The 20,177-nt window shown below is 68.0% G+C and carries 19 protein-coding genes; 12 read left to right on the top strand and 7 right to left on the bottom strand.

The features are described 5' to 3' along the window. Window positions 1-129: 129 nt before the first annotated feature. The 9 genes from H566_RS0121335 to H566_RS0121295 all read left to right on the top strand — a co-directional run bounded on the left by H566_RS0121335 (window position 130) and on the right by H566_RS0121295 (window position 6,592). Window positions 130-1,122 (top strand): hypothetical protein, encoded by a 993-nt coding sequence (locus tag H566_RS0121335; RefSeq protein WP_028313035.1) that lies wholly within the window; start codon window positions 130-132, stop codon window positions 1,120-1,122. A gap of 16 nt (window positions 1,123-1,138) precedes the next feature. Beyond that, window positions 1,139-1,690, top strand: coding sequence for a GTP-binding protein (locus H566_RS0121330; RefSeq protein ID WP_028313034.1), 552 nt, complete (start codon window positions 1,139-1,141; stop codon window positions 1,688-1,690). Beyond that, window positions 1,687-2,103, top strand: a complete 417-nt coding sequence (locus H566_RS0121325; RefSeq protein ID WP_028313033.1) for a roadblock/LC7 domain-containing protein — start codon at window positions 1,687-1,689, stop codon at window positions 2,101-2,103. Before H566_RS0121330 ends, H566_RS0121325 begins: the two co-directional genes overlap by 4 nt. 57 nt (window positions 2,104-2,160) lie before the next feature. After that, window positions 2,161-2,520, top strand: a complete 360-nt coding sequence (locus tag H566_RS0121320; RefSeq protein ID WP_028313032.1) for a hypothetical protein — start codon at window positions 2,161-2,163, stop codon at window positions 2,518-2,520. Window positions 2,521-2,629: 109 nt separating this feature from the next. Then, window positions 2,630-3,151, top strand: coding sequence for a CreA family protein (locus H566_RS0121315; protein WP_084545383.1), 522 nt, complete (start codon window positions 2,630-2,632; stop codon window positions 3,149-3,151). An 87-nt stretch (window positions 3,152-3,238) separates the two neighbouring features. Then, window positions 3,239-4,024 (top strand): Crp/Fnr family transcriptional regulator, encoded by a 786-nt coding sequence (locus H566_RS26895; RefSeq protein WP_051379124.1) that lies wholly within the window; start codon window positions 3,239-3,241, stop codon window positions 4,022-4,024. Window positions 4,025-4,058: 34 nt separating this feature from the next. After that, the gene (gene cowN, locus H566_RS0121305) at window positions 4,059-4,373 is read left to right on the top strand and encodes a N(2)-fixation sustaining protein CowN (RefSeq protein WP_051379123.1); all 315 of its coding nucleotides are present in this window, start codon (window positions 4,059-4,061) and stop codon (window positions 4,371-4,373) included. 204 nt (window positions 4,374-4,577) lie between these two features. Beyond that, entirely contained in the window at window positions 4,578-5,330 is a 753-nt protein-coding gene (locus tag H566_RS30295; RefSeq protein WP_084545382.1) for an eCIS core domain-containing protein, read from the top strand. A gap of 20 nt (window positions 5,331-5,350) precedes the next feature. Continuing rightward, window positions 5,351-6,592 carry a hypothetical protein gene (locus H566_RS0121295; RefSeq protein ID WP_169732569.1) on the top strand — a complete coding sequence of 414 codons (1,242 nt, stop codon included), beginning with the start codon at window positions 5,351-5,353 and terminating at the stop codon, window positions 6,590-6,592. Between the two features lie 115 nt (window positions 6,593-6,707). On the opposite strand, the gene acnB is transcribed toward H566_RS0121295, so the two are convergent. From acnB to H566_RS0121260, 7 genes are all read right to left on the bottom strand, one after another. Continuing rightward, window positions 6,708-9,299, bottom strand: a complete 2,592-nt coding sequence (gene acnB / locus H566_RS0121290) for a bifunctional aconitate hydratase 2/2-methylisocitrate dehydratase (protein ID WP_028313028.1) — start codon at window positions 9,297-9,299, stop codon at window positions 6,708-6,710. Between the two features lie 532 nt (window positions 9,300-9,831). Then, a complete protein-coding gene (gene prpF, locus H566_RS0121285; protein ID WP_028313027.1) occupies window positions 9,832-11,025 on the bottom strand; it encodes a 2-methylaconitate cis-trans isomerase PrpF in 1,194 nt (397 codons plus the stop codon). 74 nt (window positions 11,026-11,099) lie between these two features. Then, window positions 11,100-13,712, bottom strand: a complete 2,613-nt coding sequence (gene acnD, locus H566_RS0121280; protein WP_028313026.1) for a Fe/S-dependent 2-methylisocitrate dehydratase AcnD — start codon at window positions 13,710-13,712, stop codon at window positions 11,100-11,102. Window positions 13,713-13,844: 132 nt separating this feature from the next. Next, window positions 13,845-14,999 carry a bifunctional 2-methylcitrate synthase/citrate synthase gene (gene prpC, locus H566_RS0121275; protein WP_028313025.1) on the bottom strand — a complete coding sequence of 385 codons (1,155 nt, stop codon included), beginning with the start codon at window positions 14,997-14,999 and terminating at the stop codon, window positions 13,845-13,847. A 91-nt stretch (window positions 15,000-15,090) separates the two neighbouring features. Further along, a complete protein-coding gene (gene prpB / locus H566_RS0121270; protein WP_028313024.1) occupies window positions 15,091-15,981 on the bottom strand; it encodes a methylisocitrate lyase in 891 nt (296 codons plus the stop codon). A gap of 27 nt (window positions 15,982-16,008) precedes the next feature. Continuing rightward, window positions 16,009-17,010 carry an HpcH/HpaI aldolase/citrate lyase family protein gene (locus tag H566_RS0121265; RefSeq protein ID WP_028313023.1) on the bottom strand — a complete coding sequence of 334 codons (1,002 nt, stop codon included), beginning with the start codon at window positions 17,008-17,010 and terminating at the stop codon, window positions 16,009-16,011. 108 nt (window positions 17,011-17,118) lie between these two features. Further along, entirely contained in the window at window positions 17,119-18,105 is a 987-nt protein-coding gene (locus tag H566_RS0121260) for a malate dehydrogenase (RefSeq protein WP_028313022.1), read from the bottom strand. 320 nt (window positions 18,106-18,425) lie between these two features. Between H566_RS0121260 and H566_RS0121255 the strand changes: the two genes are divergently transcribed. The 3 genes from H566_RS0121255 (at window position 18,426) to sdhD (ending at window position 20,175) form a co-directional block, all read left to right on the top strand. Then, window positions 18,426-19,238, top strand: a complete 813-nt coding sequence (locus tag H566_RS0121255) for a GntR family transcriptional regulator (RefSeq protein WP_028313021.1) — start codon at window positions 18,426-18,428, stop codon at window positions 19,236-19,238. 140 nt (window positions 19,239-19,378) lie between these two features. Beyond that, window positions 19,379-19,795: a succinate dehydrogenase, cytochrome b556 subunit gene (gene sdhC / locus H566_RS0121250; protein ID WP_028313020.1), complete on the top strand. Its 417-nt coding sequence runs from the start codon at window positions 19,379-19,381 to the stop codon at window positions 19,793-19,795. A 2-nt stretch (window positions 19,796-19,797) separates the two neighbouring features. After that, window positions 19,798-20,175, top strand: coding sequence for a succinate dehydrogenase, hydrophobic membrane anchor protein (gene sdhD, locus H566_RS0121245; protein WP_028313019.1), 378 nt, complete (start codon window positions 19,798-19,800; stop codon window positions 20,173-20,175). The last annotated feature ends 2 nt before the right edge of the window (window positions 20,176-20,177 follow it).

Here is a 20,177-nt window from a genome sequence, read left to right as displayed (position 1 = left end):
TACGGCGGGCCTTTGCCCGACCGGCCGAATTGTCCGGTTTTGTCGGGCACATCTCGGCGATTGCCTCGGGGGAGCGGCCCCTAGCATGCGTTACCCAAGAACGCACTGCTGCCTCGCCTTCGCCCCGCCATGGACCAACCGCTACGGCTCGCGCCGATCGGCTTCACGCCGGTCGACATCGCCGTCCTCGAACACCAGCTGCGCCTGCTGCAACGCCGGATGCGGCGCGACTGGGTGGTCGCGCCGGTCGATCAGGCCGAGCTCGTCATCGTGCACGGCGATGACTGCGACGCGCCGCTGCGCGTGCTGCCCGACACCCTCGTGGCCGTGACGCCCGCTGGCCGCGAACGCGGCCTGGTCGCGTCCTTCGAGATCGAATGGCCGCTGCGGCTGTTCCGCCTGCTGTATCTGCTCGATGAAGCGGCGCTGCGCATCGAGGCGCGCCGCCCGATCGCCTCGCCGCCGCCGGTGCCGGCGCGGCTGCCCTTCAACCAGCTGCTGCGCCGGCTCGAACCCGCCGCCCGCTTCGACAACGACGACCTGCGCGCCGTGATCTGCATGCGGCGCGGCCATGTGTTCTCCAACCGTCACAGCCGCGCCGACGTGGTGGCCGCGCTGCTGGCCCAGCCCGAGCGCATCGAGAACGTGCCGGCCAACGATCTCGTGCCCGAGCCGGAGATGCGTTTCGTCTGCACCTTCGACAGCCTGCGCTGGTCGCTCGCGCTGCGTCGTGGCCCCGACATGAACAGCCTCGCCGACAGCAGCGTCTACCGCCTCGCGCTGTGGCCGCGCTTCGGCGAATGGGAGTCCACGCCCGAGGCCATGCGGCTGGCCGCGCTCTTCACGCAGGTCGCGGCCGACGTGCCGCATGCCGCGCGCGCCGCCGGTGTCACGCCCGAACTGGTGCGGCGCTTCCTGTACGCCAGCAGCATCTGCGATCTGGGCCTGACCGCCGAGACGCCGCGCACGCCCGCGAGCCTGCTCGTGACCGTGCCCGCCATCGAACGCCCGCCCGCCCACGCCGCCGCCGACACGGGCGAGCCGGTCGGCGGCGGCTTCTTCGCCCGGCTGCGCCAGCGGCTCGGGCTCGACTTCCTGCGCGGTCGCCGCCATCCGTCATGACGATGAAAGCGTTTGCATGAGCAAGATCCTGTTCGTCGGTCCGATGGGCGCCGGCAAGACCACCGCGATCGCCGCCATCAGCAGCATCGAGCCGATCCGCACCGAGGCAGGCAACGAGGACCGCGCGCAATCGGCCAAGGACACGACCACCGTGGCGATGGATTACGGCGAGATCATGCTCGGCAACCAGGAGATCGTGGCGCTGTACGGCGCGCCGGGCCAGGACCGCTTCGACTTCATGTGGACCATCCTCATGCGCGGCGCGCTCGGAGCGGTGCTGCTGCTCGACCACACGCGGCCCGATCCTCTCGCCGACCTCGACCGCTATCTCGACAGCTTCGCCACCTTTGCCGGGCGCGGAAACCTCGTGATCGGCGTCGGCCGGCTCGCGCCCGAGGCGCAGGCGCGCATCCACGACTACCAGGCCGTCGCGCGCGCGCACGGTCGCGCGCTGCCGATCTTCGCGGTCGATGTGCGCCGGCGCGACGACGTGCTGCTGCTGGTCGAGGCGCTGATCGCCACGGCCGAGCTGAACGCGGGCCATGCGGCCGGCGGAGGCGCGGCATGAACGAGTTCATGAGCGACGGGATCCGTCGCCTTGGCGTGCTGTTCAACCGCCAGCTGCGCACGCTGCCCGAGTCGCTCGACATCAGCGCCCACATCGTCATCGCCACCGGCGACGGCCTGCCGCTGGCCTGGGTCGGCGGCGACTACGAGCGCGCGCGGCGCCAGTCGGCGCTGGCCTCGGCCTTCAGCGGCCTGGTCCAGACGATGGTGCGCGAGACGGTCGGCGGCAGCCACGAGGGCGTCGTGATCGAGAGCCAGAACGGCGTGGTCGTCGTGCGCAGCCTCGACGCGGCGGCGCGCGATCTCGTGCTGTTCATCGTCTTCGAGCAGGGCGTCAACCAGGGACAGGCGCTGTGGTTCGCGCGCCGTCTGGGCGAGTCGCTCGTCGAATCGGTTTCCGGAGCGGCCGGCTGAGCCAGCCGCCGTGCTCCACCCACCCCAACCACCACGAAACACAAGGAGTACGTCGCCATGGCAACCATCAACGAAAGCCTCCAGGGCCTGCTCAAGACCGACGGCGCGCTGTGCGCGGCGCTGGTCGACTACGGCAGCGGCATGATGCTGGGCAGCGCCGGGAGTGGTCTCGACCTCGAACTCGCCGCCGCCGGCAACACCGAGGTGATGCGCGCCAAGATGAAGACGATGGAGCTGCTGCGCATCGACGACCAGATCGAGGATTTCCTCATCACCCTCGGTCGCCAGTACCACCTGCTGCGTCCGGTCGTGGCCAAGAAGGGCGTGTTCATGTACTTCGTGCTCGACCGCGCGCGCGCCAACCTGGCGCTGGCGCGCCGCGCGCTGGTGGATGCGGAGTCGGCGCTGACGTTCTGAGCGCGTCCGGCGCCGGCCGCCACGATGGCGTGGCGGCGCGCGATGGCCGGCGGCGCCGACGCGGGGCGGCGTTATCGTCGGGCCGTTTTCCTTCGAGCGAAGAGCGCCCATGCCTGCCAGCCGCCTGTCCCCGCCCGCGACCGTCCTCCGGTCCGCCATCCTCCGCCGCTGCCTGCTGCCGATCGCCGTCGGCGCGGGGCTGATGCAATCCGCGCTCGCCGAGCCGATCGGCGAGGTCGACACCGCCTTCAAGCTCATCGGCCCCGACCACAAGATCGTCGTCGAGGCCTATGACGACCCCAAGGTGCAGGGCGTGACCTGCTATGTCTCGCGCGCGAAGAAGGGCGGCGTGAGCGGCGCGCTCGGTCTGGCCGAGGACACGTCGGATGCGTCGATCGCCTGCCGGCAGGTCGGGCCGGTGAGCATCCCGGCGCCGCTGCCGCGCCAGGAGGAGGTGTTCGATCAGCGCCTGAGCATCCTCTTCAAGCGGCTGCGCGTCGTGCGCATCGCCGATCCGAAGCGCAATGCGCTCGTGTATCTCACCTATTCCGACAAGCTCATCGACGGCTCGCCCAAGAACAGCATCACGGCGGTGGCGGTGGACCGCAGCGTGCCGGTGGTGGTGCGGTGAGGTGCGGGCACGCCACCTGCGTGCCCGTCGCATGACGCCCGCCGACGGGCCTTCCGTCGCGCGTGGCCGTCGCCTTCACGACAAGTCATGCATCCCTCGCCCTTCCTCGCCTTCCTCGACAGCCCAGACGGCACCGCCTTCCTCGCCGACTTCCGCGTGCGCGAGGTGGCGCGCGGCGAGGTCGTGAGCCGTCCCGGCGATGCCAGCGATTGCGTGTTCGTCGTGCGCTCGGGCCGGCTGCGCGTGTGGCTCGCGAGCGAGACGCGCGAACTCACGCTCGTCTTCCTCGAAGCCGGCGACGTGTTCAGCACCCACACGCCCACCTGGGTGACGGCGGTGCAGCCGTCCGCGCTCGCGCTGATCGAGACGCGGCGCTTCTCGGCGCGCATGGCCGGGCAGTCGCCCGCGACGGTGGCGGTGATGCGGGTGCTCGGCATGCTGCTCGCGCGCACGGTCGAGCTGGTCGAGCACCTGGTCTTCCGCGAGGCGCACGAACGGCTGGCGAGCTTTCTCGCCACGCTCGCGCGCCGGCAGGGGCGGCGCGAGCCGACGGGGCGCGCGACCGGGGAGGCGATGTCCGCAGGACCGTCGGCCGCCGTGGACGCCGGTGCCGGCGAGGGAGCCGCGACCCGCAACGGCGCCGCGCCCGAGGTCTGGAGCGTCGCGCTGCCGTTCACGCTCACCGACATCGCGCTCATGCTCGGCGCGAGCCGCCAGACCATCTCCACCGCCTTCGCCGACCTGGAGCGCGCCGGCATCGTCGAGCGGCGCGGCCGGCGCGAGTTGCGCATCCTTGATCTGGCGCGGCTCGACGCGCGGAACCCGCCGCAACTGTCGCCCGCGCGACAGACCGGCCCGCGTCACCCCACCTAGCCTCCGGCGCACTCAACCCACAGGAGTGCGCGACATGGCCCTTGCCCCGATTTCCCTCAACCAGATCCAGCCCGCCGGCGGCCCCGACCGCTACGTGTCCTTCCGCGACATCGACTTCGACGGCAATGTGAAGCGCGTGCTCGACCACATCGAGCGCCACCGCCAGCGCGACCCCGGCAACCGCTTCATCGCCTACCTCGACAAGCAGCGCAACAGCACGCGCGGCGCCCGCCGCGACGACCTGCTGCTGCTGCACAGCCTGGCCAACGCGGTGCGTGACCTGTTCGAGGCCGGCGACGACGAAGCGGCGCTGGACGACCTCGACCGGCTGGAGCGCGAGTGCTTCTGACGTCGAGGGCGGCGCGGGGCCGGTGACTGTGCTGTCGTCGTCGCCGCGCATCCGGCGCCGCGTGATGCAGCCCGTCCCCGCGCATCCGCCGGCGTCTGACGCCGCGCATGCTCCCGCAGCGGACGACACCCCGGAGTGATTGCTGTCGCCGGGGGAGCGCCGCGATAGTTGCGGCTTCCCCCTCGCCGCCGCGCCGGAGCCGCCATGAAAGCCGAGCAACTCGTCCATCAGTCGTCGAATTCCGCTGCCGCCGCCCAGGTCGGCAGCCGTGCCGCCGGTCGTGCCGGCAGCGCGGCCCAGCTCAGGCAGGCCGCCCTCGCCGAGTCCAGCGCGCGCGCCGCGCAATTGCGCTCGCTCGCGGGCAGCATCGAGGCGGCGGGCGGCGCGCAGCTGTCGGCACTCGAAGGCGCGACCGCCCAGCGCGCCGAGGACGAAGAAGAACCGCTCCAGGGCCGCTGGGCCGATGCGGCGCCCGCCCAGCTCGCGGCCGAGGAAGAGGAGCCGCTCCAGGGCCGCTGGGCTGGTGCCGCGCCGGCCCAGCTCGCGGCTGACGAGGAGGATCCCTTGCAGGGCCACTGGGCCGGTCAGCCCGCCCAGCTCGCCACCGAGGAGGAGGAACCCGCGCAGATGAAGGCCGAGCCCAACCGCACCGGCCTGCCCGACAACCTCAAGTCGGGCGTCGAATCGCTGTCGGGCATGTCGCTCGACAACGTGCGCGTGCACTACAACTCGCCCCAGCCGGCCCAGCTCAATGCCCATGCCTACGCACAGGGCACCGACATCCATGTCGCGCCGGGGCAGGAGCAGCATCTGCCGCATGAAGCCTGGCATGTGGTGCAGCAGGCCGAGGGCCGCGTGCAGCCGACGACGGAGGTCGATGGCGTCGCGGTCAATGACGACCACTCGCTCGAAAGCGAGGCCGACGCGATGGGCGCCCGTGCCCTGTCGGGCGCCTGACCCGACCGCTGGCAGCCACCATGAAACTTCGGATCGCATCGGTTGACCGTGACCGCGCCGCTTCTCGTGCGCAGGCCGGCATCCCGGGCCAGGGCCCGGTTCGGCCGGGCAGCCCGACCCAGCTTCGCTTCGCCGCCCTGCGCGACTCGAGCGACCAGACACGACGGCTCGCCACGCTCGGCGCGCACATCGGCGAGACTGCCGCGCGCACCATGGCGACACAGCGGCTCGCGCGCCCACGGGTGGCGCGGGGAGTGGGCGGCGCCGTCGCGCAGTGCGTGCAAACCAAGCGCGACAAAATCATCGGCGAGGGCTTCACCGGCGATGACGCAGACACGCTCAAGGAGATTGCCGGCGGCTGGGTCCGAGCGTGGAACCTCGTGACCAAGCTCGGCGTGACGCCCGCGTATCTGCAGCGCGTGATCGGCGATCTGGCCGACAAGGACGACCGCTACCGTGCGCTCGCCGCTCTCGACGCGCACTACTACTCGGTCGCCCGGCACCTGAGCGAATCGGCCGACCGCTTCCTCGCGCTCCTGCGCAAGGGACTCAATTCGGCGACGGTCGATCGCATGTGCGGCACGCCGGTGCCGGCGGCGCGGCGGACCATTCTTGCGCTGTTCGATTCGACGGACATCGACAACGTCGGCAAGCTCGGCCGGGTGTTCGACCACATGCCATCCTTCGTGGCCGTCGTCGAGGCGAACCATGCCGCGCACGGTCCCGAAATCAAGCGCGCCATCGACTGGCTGCACGATCGTCAGCCCGATGTGCTGCGCTATCTGGAGCTGGCGGCGCCGACCTACGACGTCATCAACCAGCTCGCGCTCGAGCAGCTGAGTGACACGCCGGTGGGATGGCTGCGTCACTTCGCCAAGGACGCGCCGCCCGGTCATGACGACTACGAGCAGCAGACCCACAACAGCTATCGCGTCGGGCATTTCTCGCGCCATCACACGCTGCGCGGTCTGAGGCCGGATGCGGGCGTGCCCGAAAGCAAGACGCTGATGCCCGCGGCGGCCACGCTCGACACCGTCCGCGCGATCTGCGGCGAGTTCGATCAGCATCTCGGCGCAGCGTTGAACGCGAACGCCATCCACTGGTGGACTCCGCAGTCCGGTGGCGGTGCCCAGTACCAGTTCGCGACCAAGGTGGACGGCCGGGTCGAGCAGTGCTATCCGCGCACCGGCGCGACGATCTCGCCTGCGGTCGCGGCGAGTCTGGGGCGGGTGTATGGATTGAAGAACAACTGGCCGGACTGAGACGGCGACCGCCCACGGCCGTCATCGCCGCAAATGCAAACGGCCCGCCGGGTTTCCCACGGCGGGCCGTTCTTCATTCAGCGCCGACCTGTTCCGGCCGGCGCCGTCAGCTCACTCAGACTTCGACGGTCTTCGCCACGTCGGCGTACTCGGCGATCTGGTCGAAGTTCATGTAGCGGTAGATGTTCGCCGCATCGGCGTTGATGACGCCGATGTACTCGTTGTACTCGGCCACGGTCGGCAGCTTGCCGAGCTTGGACGCGATCGACGCCAGTTCCGCCGAGGCCAGGAACACGTTGGTGTCCTTGCCCAGACGGTTCGGGAAGTTGCGGGTCGAGGTCGAGACGACGGTCGCGCCCGTGCGCACTTGCGCCTGGTTGCCCATGCACAGCGAGCAGCCCGGCATTTCGGTACGCGCGCCGGCGGTGCCGAACACGTTGTAGTGACCTTCCTTGGTCAGCTCGGCCGCGTCCATCTTGGTCGGCGGGGCCACCCACAGCTTGACCGGGATGTCCTTCTGGCCGCCGAGCAGCTTCGAGGCGGCGCGGAAGTGACCGATGTTGGTCATGCACGAACCGATGAACACTTCGTCGATCTTGGTGCCGGCCACGTCCGACAGGAGGCGGGCGTCGTCCGGATCGTTCGGCGCGCAGAGGATCGGTTCCTTGATGTCGTCGAGGTTGATCTCGATGACGGCGGCGTATTCGGCATCCGCGTCGGCTTCGAGCAGCTGCGGGTTCGCGAGCCAGGCTTCGACCGACTTGATGCGGCGTTCCAGCGTGCGCTTGTCCTGGTAGCCGTCGGCGATCATGTTCTTCATCAGAACGATGTTCGACTTCAGGTACTCGGCGATCGGCTCCTTGTTGAGCTTGATCGCGCAGCCGGCGGCTGAGCGTTCGGCCGAGGCGTCGGACAGTTCGAACGCTTGCTCGACCTTGAGGTCGGGCAGGCCTTCGATTTCGAGGATGCGGCCCGAGAAGATGTTCTTCTTGCCCTTCTTCTCGACCGTCAGCAGGCCGGCCTTGATCGCGTACAGCGGGATCGCATGCACGAGGTCACGCAGGGTGATGCCGGGCTGCATCTTGCCGCTGAAGCGCACGAGCACCGATTCCGGCATGTCGAGCGGCATCACGCCGGTCGCCGCGCCGAAGGCCACGAGGCCCGAACCGGCCGGGAACGAGATGCCGATCGGGAAGCGGGTGTGCGAATCGCCGCCGGTGCCGACGGTGTCGGGCAGCAGCAGGCGGTTGAGCCAGGAGTGGATCACGCCGTCGCCCGGGCGCAGCGCGACGCCGCCACGGTTGCTGATGAAGGCCGGCAGCTCGCGGTGGGTCTTGACGTCGACGGGCTTCGGATAGGCGGCGGTGTGGCAGAACGACTGCATCACCAGGTCGGCCGAGAAGCCGAGGCAGGCCAGATCCTTGAGTTCGTCGCGGGTCATCGGGCCGGTGGTGTCCTGCGAGCCGACCGTGGTCATCTTCGGTTCGCAGTAGGTGCCCGGGCGCACGCCCTGGCCTTCCGGCAGGCCGACCGCGCGGCCGACCATCTTCTGGGCCAGCGAGAAGCCCTTGCCGCTGTCGACCGGCGCCTTCGGCAGGCGGAACAGCGTCGAGGCGGGCAGGCCGAGGAATTCACGGGCCTTGCCGGTGAGCGAGCGGCCGATGATCAGGTTGATGCGGCCGCCGGCGCGCACTTCGTCGAGCAGCACTTCGCTCTTGAGCGCGAATTCCGCAACCGTGGCACCGTCCTTCGTGATCTTGCCGTCGTACGGCAGGACTTCGATGACGTCGCCCATTTCGAGCTTGCTCACGTCAACTTCGATCGGCAGCGAGCCCGAGTCTTCCTGGGTGTTGAAGAAGATCGGGGCGATCTTGCCGCCGAGCGTCACACCGCCGAAGCGCTTGTTCGGCACGAAGGGGATGTCCTGGCCCGTGGCCCAGATGACCGAGTTGGTCGCCGACTTGCGCGACGAGCCGGTACCGACGACGTCACCGACGTAGGCGACGAGGTGGCCCTTCTTCTTGAGGTCTTCGATGAACTGCATCGGACCGCGCTTGCCGTCTTCCTCGGGCTTGAAGGCCGCGTCGGGGCGCGTGTTCTTCAGCATGGCGAGGTAGTGCATCGGGATGTCCGGGCGGCTCCACGCGTCGGGGGCGGGCGAGAGGTCGTCGGTGTTGGTTTCGCCGGGCACCTTGAAGACGGTGACGGTGATGCTCTTGGGCACTTCCGGACGGGTGGTGAACCACTCGGCGTCGGCCCACGACTGGATGACTTCCTTGGCCTTGGCGTTGCCGGCCTTGGCCTTTTCGGCCACGTCGTGGAAGAAGTCGAACATCAGCAGGGTCTTCTTCAGGCCCTCGGCGGCGATCGCGGCGACTTCGCCGTCTTCGAGCAGGTCGATCAGCGGCTTGACGTTGTAGCCGCCGACCATCGTGCCGAGCAGCTCGGTGGCCTTGGCCTTCGAGATGAGGCCGACCTTGATGTCGCCATGGGCGACGGCGGCGAGGAAGCTGGCCTTGACCTTGGCGGCATCGTCCACGCCCGGGGGCACGCGGAAGGTGAGCAGTTCGACGAGGAAGTCTTCCTCACCCGCCGGCGGGTTCTTGATCAGCTCGATCAGGTCGGCCGTTTGCTGGGCCGACAGCGGCAGCGGCGGAATGCCGAGCGCGGCACGCTCGGCGACATGTTGACGGTAGGTTTCAAGCACGGTTTCGCTCCCTCGACTAAACACGAGGGCGTGGGCCCCGGGCAGCGGCCACACGCCCGTTCGGGGCTTGCGCCCCGGTTCTCTACATCTCGCCCGTCGCGCCGGGCAGGGCCGGTCGCGACGGGCTGGCAGGCACTTCGATCCGTGCGCGACCCCGTTCGTGGCCGGGTCGCGCAAGGCGGTCCCGGCTGGCGTTCGGTGATGCGCTGCGCGTCATCGAAGGGTCTCCTCCTGCCTCGCTCTCGTTGATCAAGACATGGTCGGGCGACTGGCGGGCCGGATCGGGCCCGGCGCGGACGCCGTCGCGGATTGCCTCTCGCTGCTCCGCCGGGAAGCGCGGGCCGGGCGGGGTTGCGCCGGGCCGTGAGCAGCAGGCCGCCGTCGGTGCGACGGCGTGGAACACGTAAGGATATGCGACATTGGTGCAGCGCAGTGACGACGAGTCACCCAAGCACGCGCCGCACCCGCCGGACTCGCGGCGGAGGCGGTCGGGACGTGGCAGCGCAGCATCAATACCCGCAGGTACGTCGGGTCAGAACGAATCGCCGGGCACGCGCACGAAGCCTTCCATGAGCACGCGGGCGCTGCGGCTCATGATCGCCTTCGTCACGGTCCATTCGCCGTCGGCCTGCTTCGCCTCGGCGCCGACGCGCAGCGTGCCCGACGGATGACCGAAGCGCACCGCCGCGCGCTCGCCGCCGCCGGCCGCGAGGTTGACGAGCGTGCCGGGGATTGCGGCGGCGGTGCCGATCGCGACCGCGGCCGTGCCCATCATCGCGTGGTGCAGCTTGCCCATCGACAGCGCGCGCACGCACAGGTCGATCTCGCCTGCCTCGACCGTCTTGCCGCTCGACGCGGTGTAGGTGGTGGGCGGCGCGACGAAGGCGATCTTGGGCGTGTGCTGGCGCTTGGCGGCTTCGCCGAGTTCCTTGATGAGGCCCATGCGCAGCGCGCCGTGGGCACGCAGGTTCTCGAACATCGCGAGCGCCTTGGCGTCGCCGTTGATCGCGTCCTGCAGCTCGGTGCCGGTGTAGCCGATGGCGTCGGCGTTCACGAAGATGGTCGGGATGCCAGCGTTGATCATCGTGGCCTTGAGCGTGCCCAGGCCCGGGACTTCGAGGTCATCGACCAGATTGCCGGTCGGGAACATCGAGCCGCCGCCGTCGCCTTCGCCTTCATCGGCCGGGTCGAGGAATTCGAGCTGCACTTCGGCGGCCGGGAAGGTCACGCCGTCGAGTTCGAAGTCGCCGGTTTCCTGCACTTCGCCATTGGTGACGGGCACGTGGGCGACGATGGTCTTGGAGATGTTGGCCTGCCAGATGCGCACGGTGCAGATGCCGTTCTCGGGCACGCGCGCCGGATCGACCAGGCCGCCGCTGATCGCGAACGAGCCGACCGCCGCCGACAGGTTGCCGCAGTTGCCGCTCCAGTCCACGAAGGCCTTGTCGATCGACACCTGGCCGAACAGGTAGTCCACATCGTGGTCGGGCTTGCTGCTCTTCGCGAGGATGACGGTCTTGCTCGTGCTCGACGTGGCGCCGCCCATGCCGTCGGTCTGCTTGCCGTAGGGATCGGGGCTGCCGATCACGCGCAGCAGCAGCTTGTCGCGGGCCTTGCCCGGCTGCTGGCAGCGCTCGGGAAGGTCCTGCAGGCGGAAGAACACGCCCTTGCTCGTGCCACCGCGGATGTAGGTGGCGGGAATCTTCACTTGAGGCACATGGGCCATGGGGAATCCTTTGCGTGGGGGCGGGGCGGCGGCTGATGGCCGCCGCCCCGGACGGGCGCTTGGGGCGCCGGTCCTCAGGCTGCCTGGGTCGATTCCAGGAAGTCCTTCGCGAAGCGCTGCAGCACGCCGCCCGCTTCGTAGATGAGCACTTCTTCCGCCGTGTCGAGGCGGCAGGTGACGGGCACTTCGACCGTCTCGCCGTTCTTGCGGTGGATGACGAGCGTGAGGTCGCAGCGCGGGGTGCGCGCGCCGATCACGTCATAGGTCTCGGTGCCGTCGAGCGCGAGCGTCTTGCGGTTGACGCCCGGCTTGAATTCGAGCGGCAGCACGCCCATGCCGACGAGGTTGGTGCGGTGGATGCGCTCGAAGCCTTCGGCCACGATCGCTTCCACGCCCGCGAGGCGCACGCCCTTGGCCGCCCAGTCGCGCGACGAGCCCTGGCCGTAGTCGGCGCCGGCCACGATGATCAGCGGCTGCTTGCGGTTCATGTAGGTCTCGATCGCTTCCCACATGCGCATCACGGTGCCGTCCGGTTCGACGCGCGTGAGCGAACCCTTCTTGACCTGGCCATCGACCACCGCCATCTCGTTGACGAGCTGGGGGTTGGCGAAGGTGGCGCGTTGGGCCGTCAGGTGGTCGCCGCGGTGCGTCGCGTACGAATTGAAGTCCTCTTCCGGCAGGCCCATCTTGGCGAGGTATTCGCCGGCGGCGGAGCTGGCCAGGATGGCGTTCGACGGCGACAGATGGTCGGTCGTGATGTTGTCGGGCAGCACGGCGAGCGGGCGCATCGCCTTCAGCGTGCGTTCGCCGGCCAGCGCGCCTTCCCAGTAGGGCGGGCGGCGGATGTAGGTCGACTGCGGACGCCAGTCGTACAGCGGGCTCTTGGCCGCCTCGACCGTGCCGAGGTCGAACATCGGGTCGTAGATGGCCTTGAACTGCGCCGGCTTGACCGACTTGGCGACGATCGCGTCGATTTCCTCGTCGCTCGGCCAGAGGTCCTTCAGCGTGACGGGCTTGCCGTCCTTGTCGGTGCCGAGCGCGTCCTGCTCGATGTCGAAGCGCACCGTGCCGGCGATCGCATAGGCGACCACGAGCGGCGGCGAGGCCAGGAAGGCCTGCTTCGCATACGGGTGGATGCGGCCGTCGAAGTTGCGGTTGCCCGAAAGCACGGCAGTCGCGTACAGGTCGCGGTCGATGATTTCCTGCTGGATCTTCGGATCGAGCGCGCCCGACATGCCGTTACAGGTCGTGCAGGCGTAGGCGACGATGCCGAAGCCGAGCTTTTCGAGTTCGGGCAGCAGGCCGGCTTCTTCGAGATAGAGCTTGGCGACCTTCGAGCCCGGCGCGAACGAGGTCTTGACCCAGGGCTTGCGCACGAGGCCGAGTTCGTTGGCCTTGCGCGCGAGCAGGGCGGCGGCCACGACGTTGCGCGGGTTGCTGGTGTTGGTGCAGCTCGTGATGGCGGCAATGATGACCGCGCCGTCGGGCAGCTTGCCTTCGGCTTCTTCCGCCTTGGCGGCGGCGAGCTTGTCGGCGCCGGCGATCTCGCGCTCGACGAGGGCGCTGGTGGGCAGGCGCTTGTGCGGGTTCGACGGGCCGGCCATGTTGCGCACGACGGTGCCGAGGTCGAAGCTCAGGACGCGCTCGTATTCGGCGGTCTTGAGCGCATCGCCCCAGAGGCCGGTGGTCTTGGCGTAGTTCTCGACCAGCGCGACCTGCTCGGGATCGCGGCCGGTGAGCTTGAGGTAGTCGATGGTCTGGCCGTCGATGTAGAACATCGCGGCGGTCGCGCCGTATTCCGGGCACATGTTCGAGATGGTCGCGCGGTCGCCGATCGACAGGCTGTCCGCGCCCTCGCCGAAGAACTCGACATAGGCGCCGACCACGCGCTCCTTGCGCAGGAACTCGGTCAGCGCGAGCACGATGTCGGTCGCGGTGATGCCGGGCTTGCGCGCGCCGGTGAGCTTGACGCCGACGATGTCGGGCAGACGCATCATCGACGCGCGGCCCAGCATGACGGTCTCGGCTTCGAGGCCGCCGACGCCGATCGCGATCACGCCGAGCGCATCGACGTGGGGCGTGTGGCTGTCGGTGCCGACGCAGGTATCCGGAAAGGCCACGCCTTCGCGCACCTGGATGACGGGCGACATTTTCTCCAGGTTGATCTGATGCATGATCCCGTTGCCCGCCGGGATGACGTCCACGTTCTTGAACGCGGTGCGCGTCCAGTCGATGAAGTGGAAGCGGTCTTCATTGCGGCGGTCTTCGACGTCGCGGTTCTTCTGGAACGCGTCCGGATCGAAGCCGCCGTATTCCACCGCGAGCGAGTGGTCGACGATGAGCTGGGTCGGCACGACCGGGTTCACGAGCGCCGGATCGCCGCCCTGGTCGGCGATCGCGTCGCGCAGGCCGGCGAGGTCAACGAGTGCGGTCTGGCCCAGGATGTCATGACACACCACGCGCGCCGGGAACCACGGGAAGTCCAGCTCGCGCTTGCGCTCGATGATCTGCTTGAGGGAATCGGTGAGGGTGGCCGGGTCGCAGCGGCGCACGAGGTTCTCGGCGAGCACGCGCGACGTGTAGGGCAGCTTGTCGTAGGCGCCGGGGGCGATCTCTTCGACGGCGGCACGGGTGTCGAAGAAATCGACCTTCGTGCCCGGCAGGTTCTTGCGGTAGGCGGTGTTCATGACGGCGAATCCGGGGAAGGGGTCGGGCGGGAAGGGCTTGCAAGCGCTTTCAGCCGCCCGCAGGGGAGGGCGGCCCGTTGCAGGCCGCCGTCGCGGGCCGGGCTCCGCTGAGGGAGCGCCGGCCGTCACGCATCAGCGCTCGCTGATGGGCACGAACTTCTGGTCTTCCGGACCGACGTAGTTCGCGCTCGGGCGGATGATCTTGCCGTCGATGCGCTGTTCGATGATGTGGGCGCTCCAGCCGGTCATGCGCGCGATGACGAACAGCGGCGTGAACATGGCGGTCGGCACGCCCATCATGTGGTAGCTGACCGCGCTGAACCAGTCGAGGTTCGGGAACATCTTCTTGACTTCCCACATCACCGATTCGAGGCGCTCGGCGATGTCGTACATCTTGGTGTTCGCCTGGGCCTTCGACAGGTCATGCGCGACCTGCTTGATCACCTTGTTGCGCGGGTCGCTGACGGTATAGACCGGGTGGCCGAAGCCGATCACGACTTCCTTGCGCTCGACGCGGGCACGGATGTCGGCCTCGGCTTCGTCGGGCGAGTCGTAGCGCTTCTGGATCTCGAAGGCCACTTCGTTCGCGCCGCCGTGCTTCGGGCCACGCAGGGCGCCGATCGCGCCGGTGATGGCCGAGTAGATGTCCGAGCCCGTGCCGGCGATGACGCGGCCGGTGAACGTGGACGCATTGAACTCGTGCTCGGCGTAGAGGATGAGCGAGGTGTGCATCGCCTTCACCCATTGCTCGTCCGGCGTCTTGCCGTGCAGCAGGTGCAGGAAATGGCCGCCCACCGAGTCGTCTTCCGTCTCGACGTCGATGCGCTTGCCGTTGTGGCTGAAGTGGTACCAGTACAGCAGCATCGAGCCGAGCGAGGCGATGAGCTTGTCGGCGATGTCGCGGGCGCCCGGATGGTTGTGGTCATCCTTCTCGGGGGCAAGGCAGCCGAGCACCGACACGCCGGTGCGCATCACGTCCATCGGGTGGGCCGACGGCGGCAGCTGTTCGAGCGCGGTCTTCACGCCAGCGGGGATGCCGCGCAGCGCCTTGAGCTTGGCCTTGTAGCCGGTCAGTTCGGCGACGGTCGGCAGCTTGCCGTGGACGAGCAGGTAGGCGATTTCCTCGAACTCGCTGGTCGTGGCCAGGTCGAGGATGTCGTAGCCGCGGTAGGCCAGGTCATTGCCCGTGCGGCCGACCGTGCACAGCGCGGTGTTGCCGGCGGCGGTACCCGACAGGGCGACGGACTTCTTGGGCTTGAAGCCCGGGGTCGTGGCTTGTTCACTCATGGCATTTCCTCTTCAAGGTATGGCTTGGCGCGTCGCCCTCTCCGGCGACAGCGCCGTGCTGTGTGAGGGTGGTACGGGAGGGACGCGCGCCTTACTTTTCCTTGGCCTTCGCGAACAGCGCGTCGAGCTTCTGCTCGAAGGCGTGGTAGCCGATCACGTCGTACAGCTCCATGCGGGTCTGCATGGTCGGCACGACGTTCTTTTGCGTGCCTTCCTTGCGAACCGCGTTGTAGACCGTCTCCGCGGCCTTGTTGGCGGCGCGGAATGCCGAGAGGGGGTAGAGCACGATGCTCACGTCCGCGTCGCGCAGCTCGTCAACCGTGTAGAGCGGGGTCGAGCCGAATTCGGTGATGTTCGCGAGCACCGGCACCTTCACCTGGGCCGCGAACTGCTTGTACATGCCGAGTTCCGTCATGGCCTCGGGGAAGATCGCGTCGGCGCCGGCTTCGACGCAGGCGATCGCGCGTTCGATGGCCGACTCCAGGCCCTCGACGGCGAGCGCGTCGGTGCGCGCCATGATCACGAAGTCGGGGTCGGTGCGCGCGTCGACGGCCGCCTTCACGCGGTCGACCATCTCCTGCAGGCTGACGATTTCCTTGTTGGGACGATGGCCGCAGCGCTTGGCGCCGACTTGGTCCTCGATGTGCATCGCGCCGGCGCCGGCCTTGATGAGCGTCTTGGTCGTGCGGGCGACGTTGAAGGCGCTGGAGCCGAAACCGGTATCGACGTCGACCAGCAGCGGCAGGTCGCACACGTCGGTGATGCGGCGCACGTCGGTCAGCACATCGTCGAGGTTGCTGATGCCGAGGTCGGGCAGACCGAGCGAGCCGGCGGCGACACCGCCGCCCGACAGGTAAATCGCGTGGAAGCCGGCGCGCTTGGCGAGCAGGGCGTGGTTGGCGTTGATGGCGCCGATGACTTGCAGCGGCTTTTCTTCGGCAAGCGCCTTGCGGAACAGGGCGCCGGCGGACGGGGTGGTCATGTTGCGTCTCCTTCGATAGAGAGGACTTCAGGCCGAGGCGAAGAACGCGGATCGCGCTCGCTCGGGCAAGGCCGCGCCGACCAGCGCGGCCTGCTGCAAAACTTCCCAGTAGTAGCGGTAGCTCGCCCGGTCATGCAGGCGCCCCGCGCGCTGGGTCGGACCCCATTGCGCGGCCTGGGCGGCGAGCAGGATGTCGGCGGCTTCCTCCACCGCTTCCGGCGCGGGCGCGAAGGCGCCGACGATGGAGGCGATCTGCGACGGATGGATGCTCCACATGCGCGTGTAGCCGAACTCGCGCGAGGCACGGCGCGCATCGGCGCGCGCGGCTTCGGTGTCGCCGAAGTCGGTCGTGACGTTGTGCGAGGCGACCTTGCCGAAGGCATGGCACGCGGCGGCGATCTCGACCTTGGCCCGACGCACGAGCGGATGGTCGAACTGGCCGGGCGAGGTCATCGCGGCATCGGGGATCGCGCCGTGATGCGCCGAGACGAAGTCCATCAGCCCGAAGGAGAGGCATTCGATCTGCGGCACGGCCGCGATGTCGAACACCTCGCGCAGCGCGCCGTGGGTCTCGATCAGCACATGCGCCGGGATGCGGCGCGCGATGCCGTGGCGGTCGGCCACGGCATTGAGGCGTGCGACGCAGTCATGCGCCTCGGCGGCGTCGTGGAGCTTGGGGAAGGTGACGTAGGCGACCCGTTGGCCGGCACGCCCGACGATGATGTCGAGCTCCTCGTCGAGCGCCGCGTGACGCGGGTCGTGCACGCGCACGCCGCAGCGGTCGAAGAGGTTGGCGGGGTCTTGCAGCAGGGTGGCGACGAGGGCTGCCTGCTCGGTCTCGCGACCGGCGGCGGCGCCGTCCTCGCAATCGAAGGTGATGTCGAAAGTCGCCTTTTGGGCCACGGCCAGCTGGGCCTGCAGGGCGAGCGATTTGCGGATCAGCTTTTCGCTGCCCGCGTAGTGATCGCAGACCGGGAGACGGATGCGATCGGCATGCTCGCCGTCGTACAGGACATGACCGGGATGCAGATTCATGCGTGGCTGACGCGCTTCTGACGACTTTTCGGGAAATTCGGGTTTAAAAAAAGCCGAGGGCTCGAAGTCCTCGGCTTTGCACTGCTCAGGCTCGGGTCAGGCTCACAGCAGGTGAGCGACGCCGGCCTTTTCTTCTTCGAGTTCGGCCAGCGTCTTGTTGATGCAGGCTTGCGAGAACTCGTCGATGGGCAGGCCCTGGACGATCGTGTACTTGCCGTCGGCGCAGGTGACCGGGAAGCCGAACATCGTGCCTTCGGGGATGCCGTAGGAGCCGTCCGACGGGATGCCCATCGTGACCCACTCGCCGTTGGTGCCGAGCACCCAGTCGCGGATGTGGTCGATGGCGGCGTTGGCGGCCGAGGCAGCCGACGACAGGCCGCGCGCGTCGATGATCGCGGCGCCGCGCTTGCCGACGGTCGGCAGGAACACGTTCGCGTTCCAGTCCTGGTCGTTGATCATGTCCTTCAGCGACTTGCCGCCCACTGTGGCGAAGCGGTAGTCGGCGTACATCGTGGGCGAGTGGTTGCCCCAGACCGTGAAGGTCTTGATGTCGGCGACGGCGACGCCGGCCTTGGTGGCCAGTTGCGACAGGCCACGGTTGTGGTCGAGGCGCAGCATGGCGGTGAAGTTTTCCTTGGGCAGGTCCGGCGCCGACTTCATCGCGATGTAGGCGTTGGTGTTGGCCGGATTGCCGACGACGAGAACCTTGACCGTGCGCTTGGCGACGGCGTTCAGCGCCTTGCCCTGGGCCGTGAAGATCTGGGCGTTGGCCGACAGCAGGTCCTTGCGCTCCATGCCGGGGCCGCGCGGGCGGGCGCCGACGAGCAGGGCGACGTCGATGTCCTTGAAGGCGGTCATCGGGTCGCTGTGCGCGGTGATCTCCTGGAGCAGCGGGAAGGCGCAGTCTTCCACTTCCATGATCACGCCCTTGAGCGCCTTCTGGGCCTTCTCGTCCGGGATCTCCAGCAGCTGGAGGATGACGGGCTGGTCCTTGCCGAGCATTTCGCCCGAGGCAATGCGGAACAGCAGCGAGTAGCCGATCTGGCCGGCAGCGCCGGTAACGGCGACGCGCATGGCGGGTTTGGTCATGAGGTTCTCCGGAAGTGATGGATCAGGGGGACGCCGCTTCGGGCCGCCCTTCAATCCCGCCACAACCTGACGGGCGCATGAACGGTCGCGGAAGCCGAAGCCGGCCGGAACCGTGTGCCCGGGAGGACTTGCCTTGAGTCCCGGTACCTGAAATTCCCGGCCGTGCGTTGCCGCCGCAATTCTAAGTCCGCCGCACCGCGTCGGATGCCTTGCAGTCTAGGTGTTGGGTTTTCATGCGTCAATCATCTTATGTCTTATATAAGACATCTGACTCATGTGTCGGCTGGACGCTGCCGGAAGCGGTGTGGAAGAATCCGCGCATGCCCCCCAAGACCAATACCTTCGGATTGAGCGCCCCCGCGGGCGCCGACGGCGGCTCCGCCGGTTCATCGGGCGCCGTCCGTCCCGATGGCGCGGCGCAGTTCCTTCCGCTCTATCAGCAGATCAAGTCCCTGCTCACGCAAAGCCTGGAGGCGGGGGAGTGGAAGCCGGGAGAGGTCATTCCGTCCGAAATGGAGCTGGCGGCGCGGTTCCGGGTGTCGCAGGGCACGGTGCGCAAGGCCATCGACGAACTCGCCAAGGAGAACCTCGTCGTCCGCCGCCAGGGCAAGGGGACCTTTGTTGCATCGCACAACGACGAGCCGCGCAAGGGTTTCAAGTTCATGCGACTGATGGCGGATGACGGCCGCGCGCTTACCACGCAGTCGGACATCCTCGATTGCCGTCGCCTGCGCGCGCCGGCCGACGTGGCGCGTCAGCTCGATCTCAAGGTGGGGGAGAGCGTGGTGCAACTCCGCCGGTTGCTGTCCATCAATGACCGGCCGGGCGTGCTCGACGAAATCTGGCTTCCCGGATCCATCTTTCGCGGCCTGACGGCCGACAAGCTCACCGGCTACAAGGGGCCGCTCTACGGCCTCTTCGAGAAGGAGTACGGCACGCGCATGGTGCGTGCCGACGAGCGACTGAAGGCGGTCTCGGCGGATGCGGGCAGCGCGCAGTCATTGGGTGTGGAGGTGGGGGCGCCGCTGCTGCTGATTGAGCGGATCGCCTACACCTATCTGGATCGGCCGGTGGAATTTCGGCGCGGTCTGTATGTCACACGAGAGCACCACTACCACAACGAAGTCAGTTGATGTGGCGATGATCGCGTCGTCGGATTGAGCGGCGTCAGCGCCGTTTGGTGCAGCGCCGAAAATTCGACACAATAGCTAGCTGTTCCGGCAGGGGCGCGGTTCAAAACTTTTCACTACACACAAATCCGCTGAGGCATCCCATGGCAGAGGCAACAACATCCCGACAACGACCGGAGTTTCGGAACATCCATGTTTCCGACATCTCCAAGTACCGGCTTCCTCTCGCAGGGCGCCTTTCCATCCTGCACCGGATTACCGGCGCGATGTTGTTCCTGGCGCTGCCCGTTGTTCTCCTGCCGCTCTTCGAAAAGAGTCTGACGTCCGAACTCAGCTTCGAGGCTTACCGTGAAATCGCCAGTGGCCCGATCGTCAAGCTGATCCTGCTGGTCTTGTCCTGGGGCTATCTGCATCACATGTGCGCCGGCGTGCGCTACCTGCTGCTCGACCTGCACGTGGGCATCGACAAGGAATCGTCGCGCAAGAGCGCGGCCGCCGTCTTCGCCGTCAGCATCGCGCTCACCGTCCTGGTGGCGCTCAAGATTTTCGGAGTGTTCTGATCATGGCCAACGTCGGTTCGAAGCGTCTCGTCGTCGGCGCGCATTACGGTCTCAAGGACTGGCTTGCGCAGCGCATTACGGCAATCGTGATGCTGATTTACACCCTCGTCCTGTTCGTCGGCCTGCTCATCGCGCCCGCGCCGATGCAGTACGCGGACTGGGTCGGCCTGTTCAACTGGACGCTGTTCGGTTTCCCGCTCGGCAAGATCCTCGCCCTGATCGCAATCTTCGCGCTCGCCTATCACGCCTGGATCGGCGTTCGCGACATCTGGATGGACTACGTCAAGCCGGCCGGCATCCGGCTGACGCTGCAAGTCCTGACGATCATCTGGCTGATCATCTCCGTCGTGTACGCGGCGCAGATCCTGTGGGGAATCTAAGA

The sequence above is a fragment of the Derxia gummosa DSM 723 genome (assembly GCF_000482785.1).
Classification (GTDB): domain Bacteria; phylum Pseudomonadota; class Gammaproteobacteria; order Burkholderiales; family Burkholderiaceae_E; genus Derxia; species Derxia gummosa.
The sequence above is the reverse complement of the archived record's forward strand: the minus strand, read 5'-3'. Positions and strand labels throughout refer to the sequence as shown.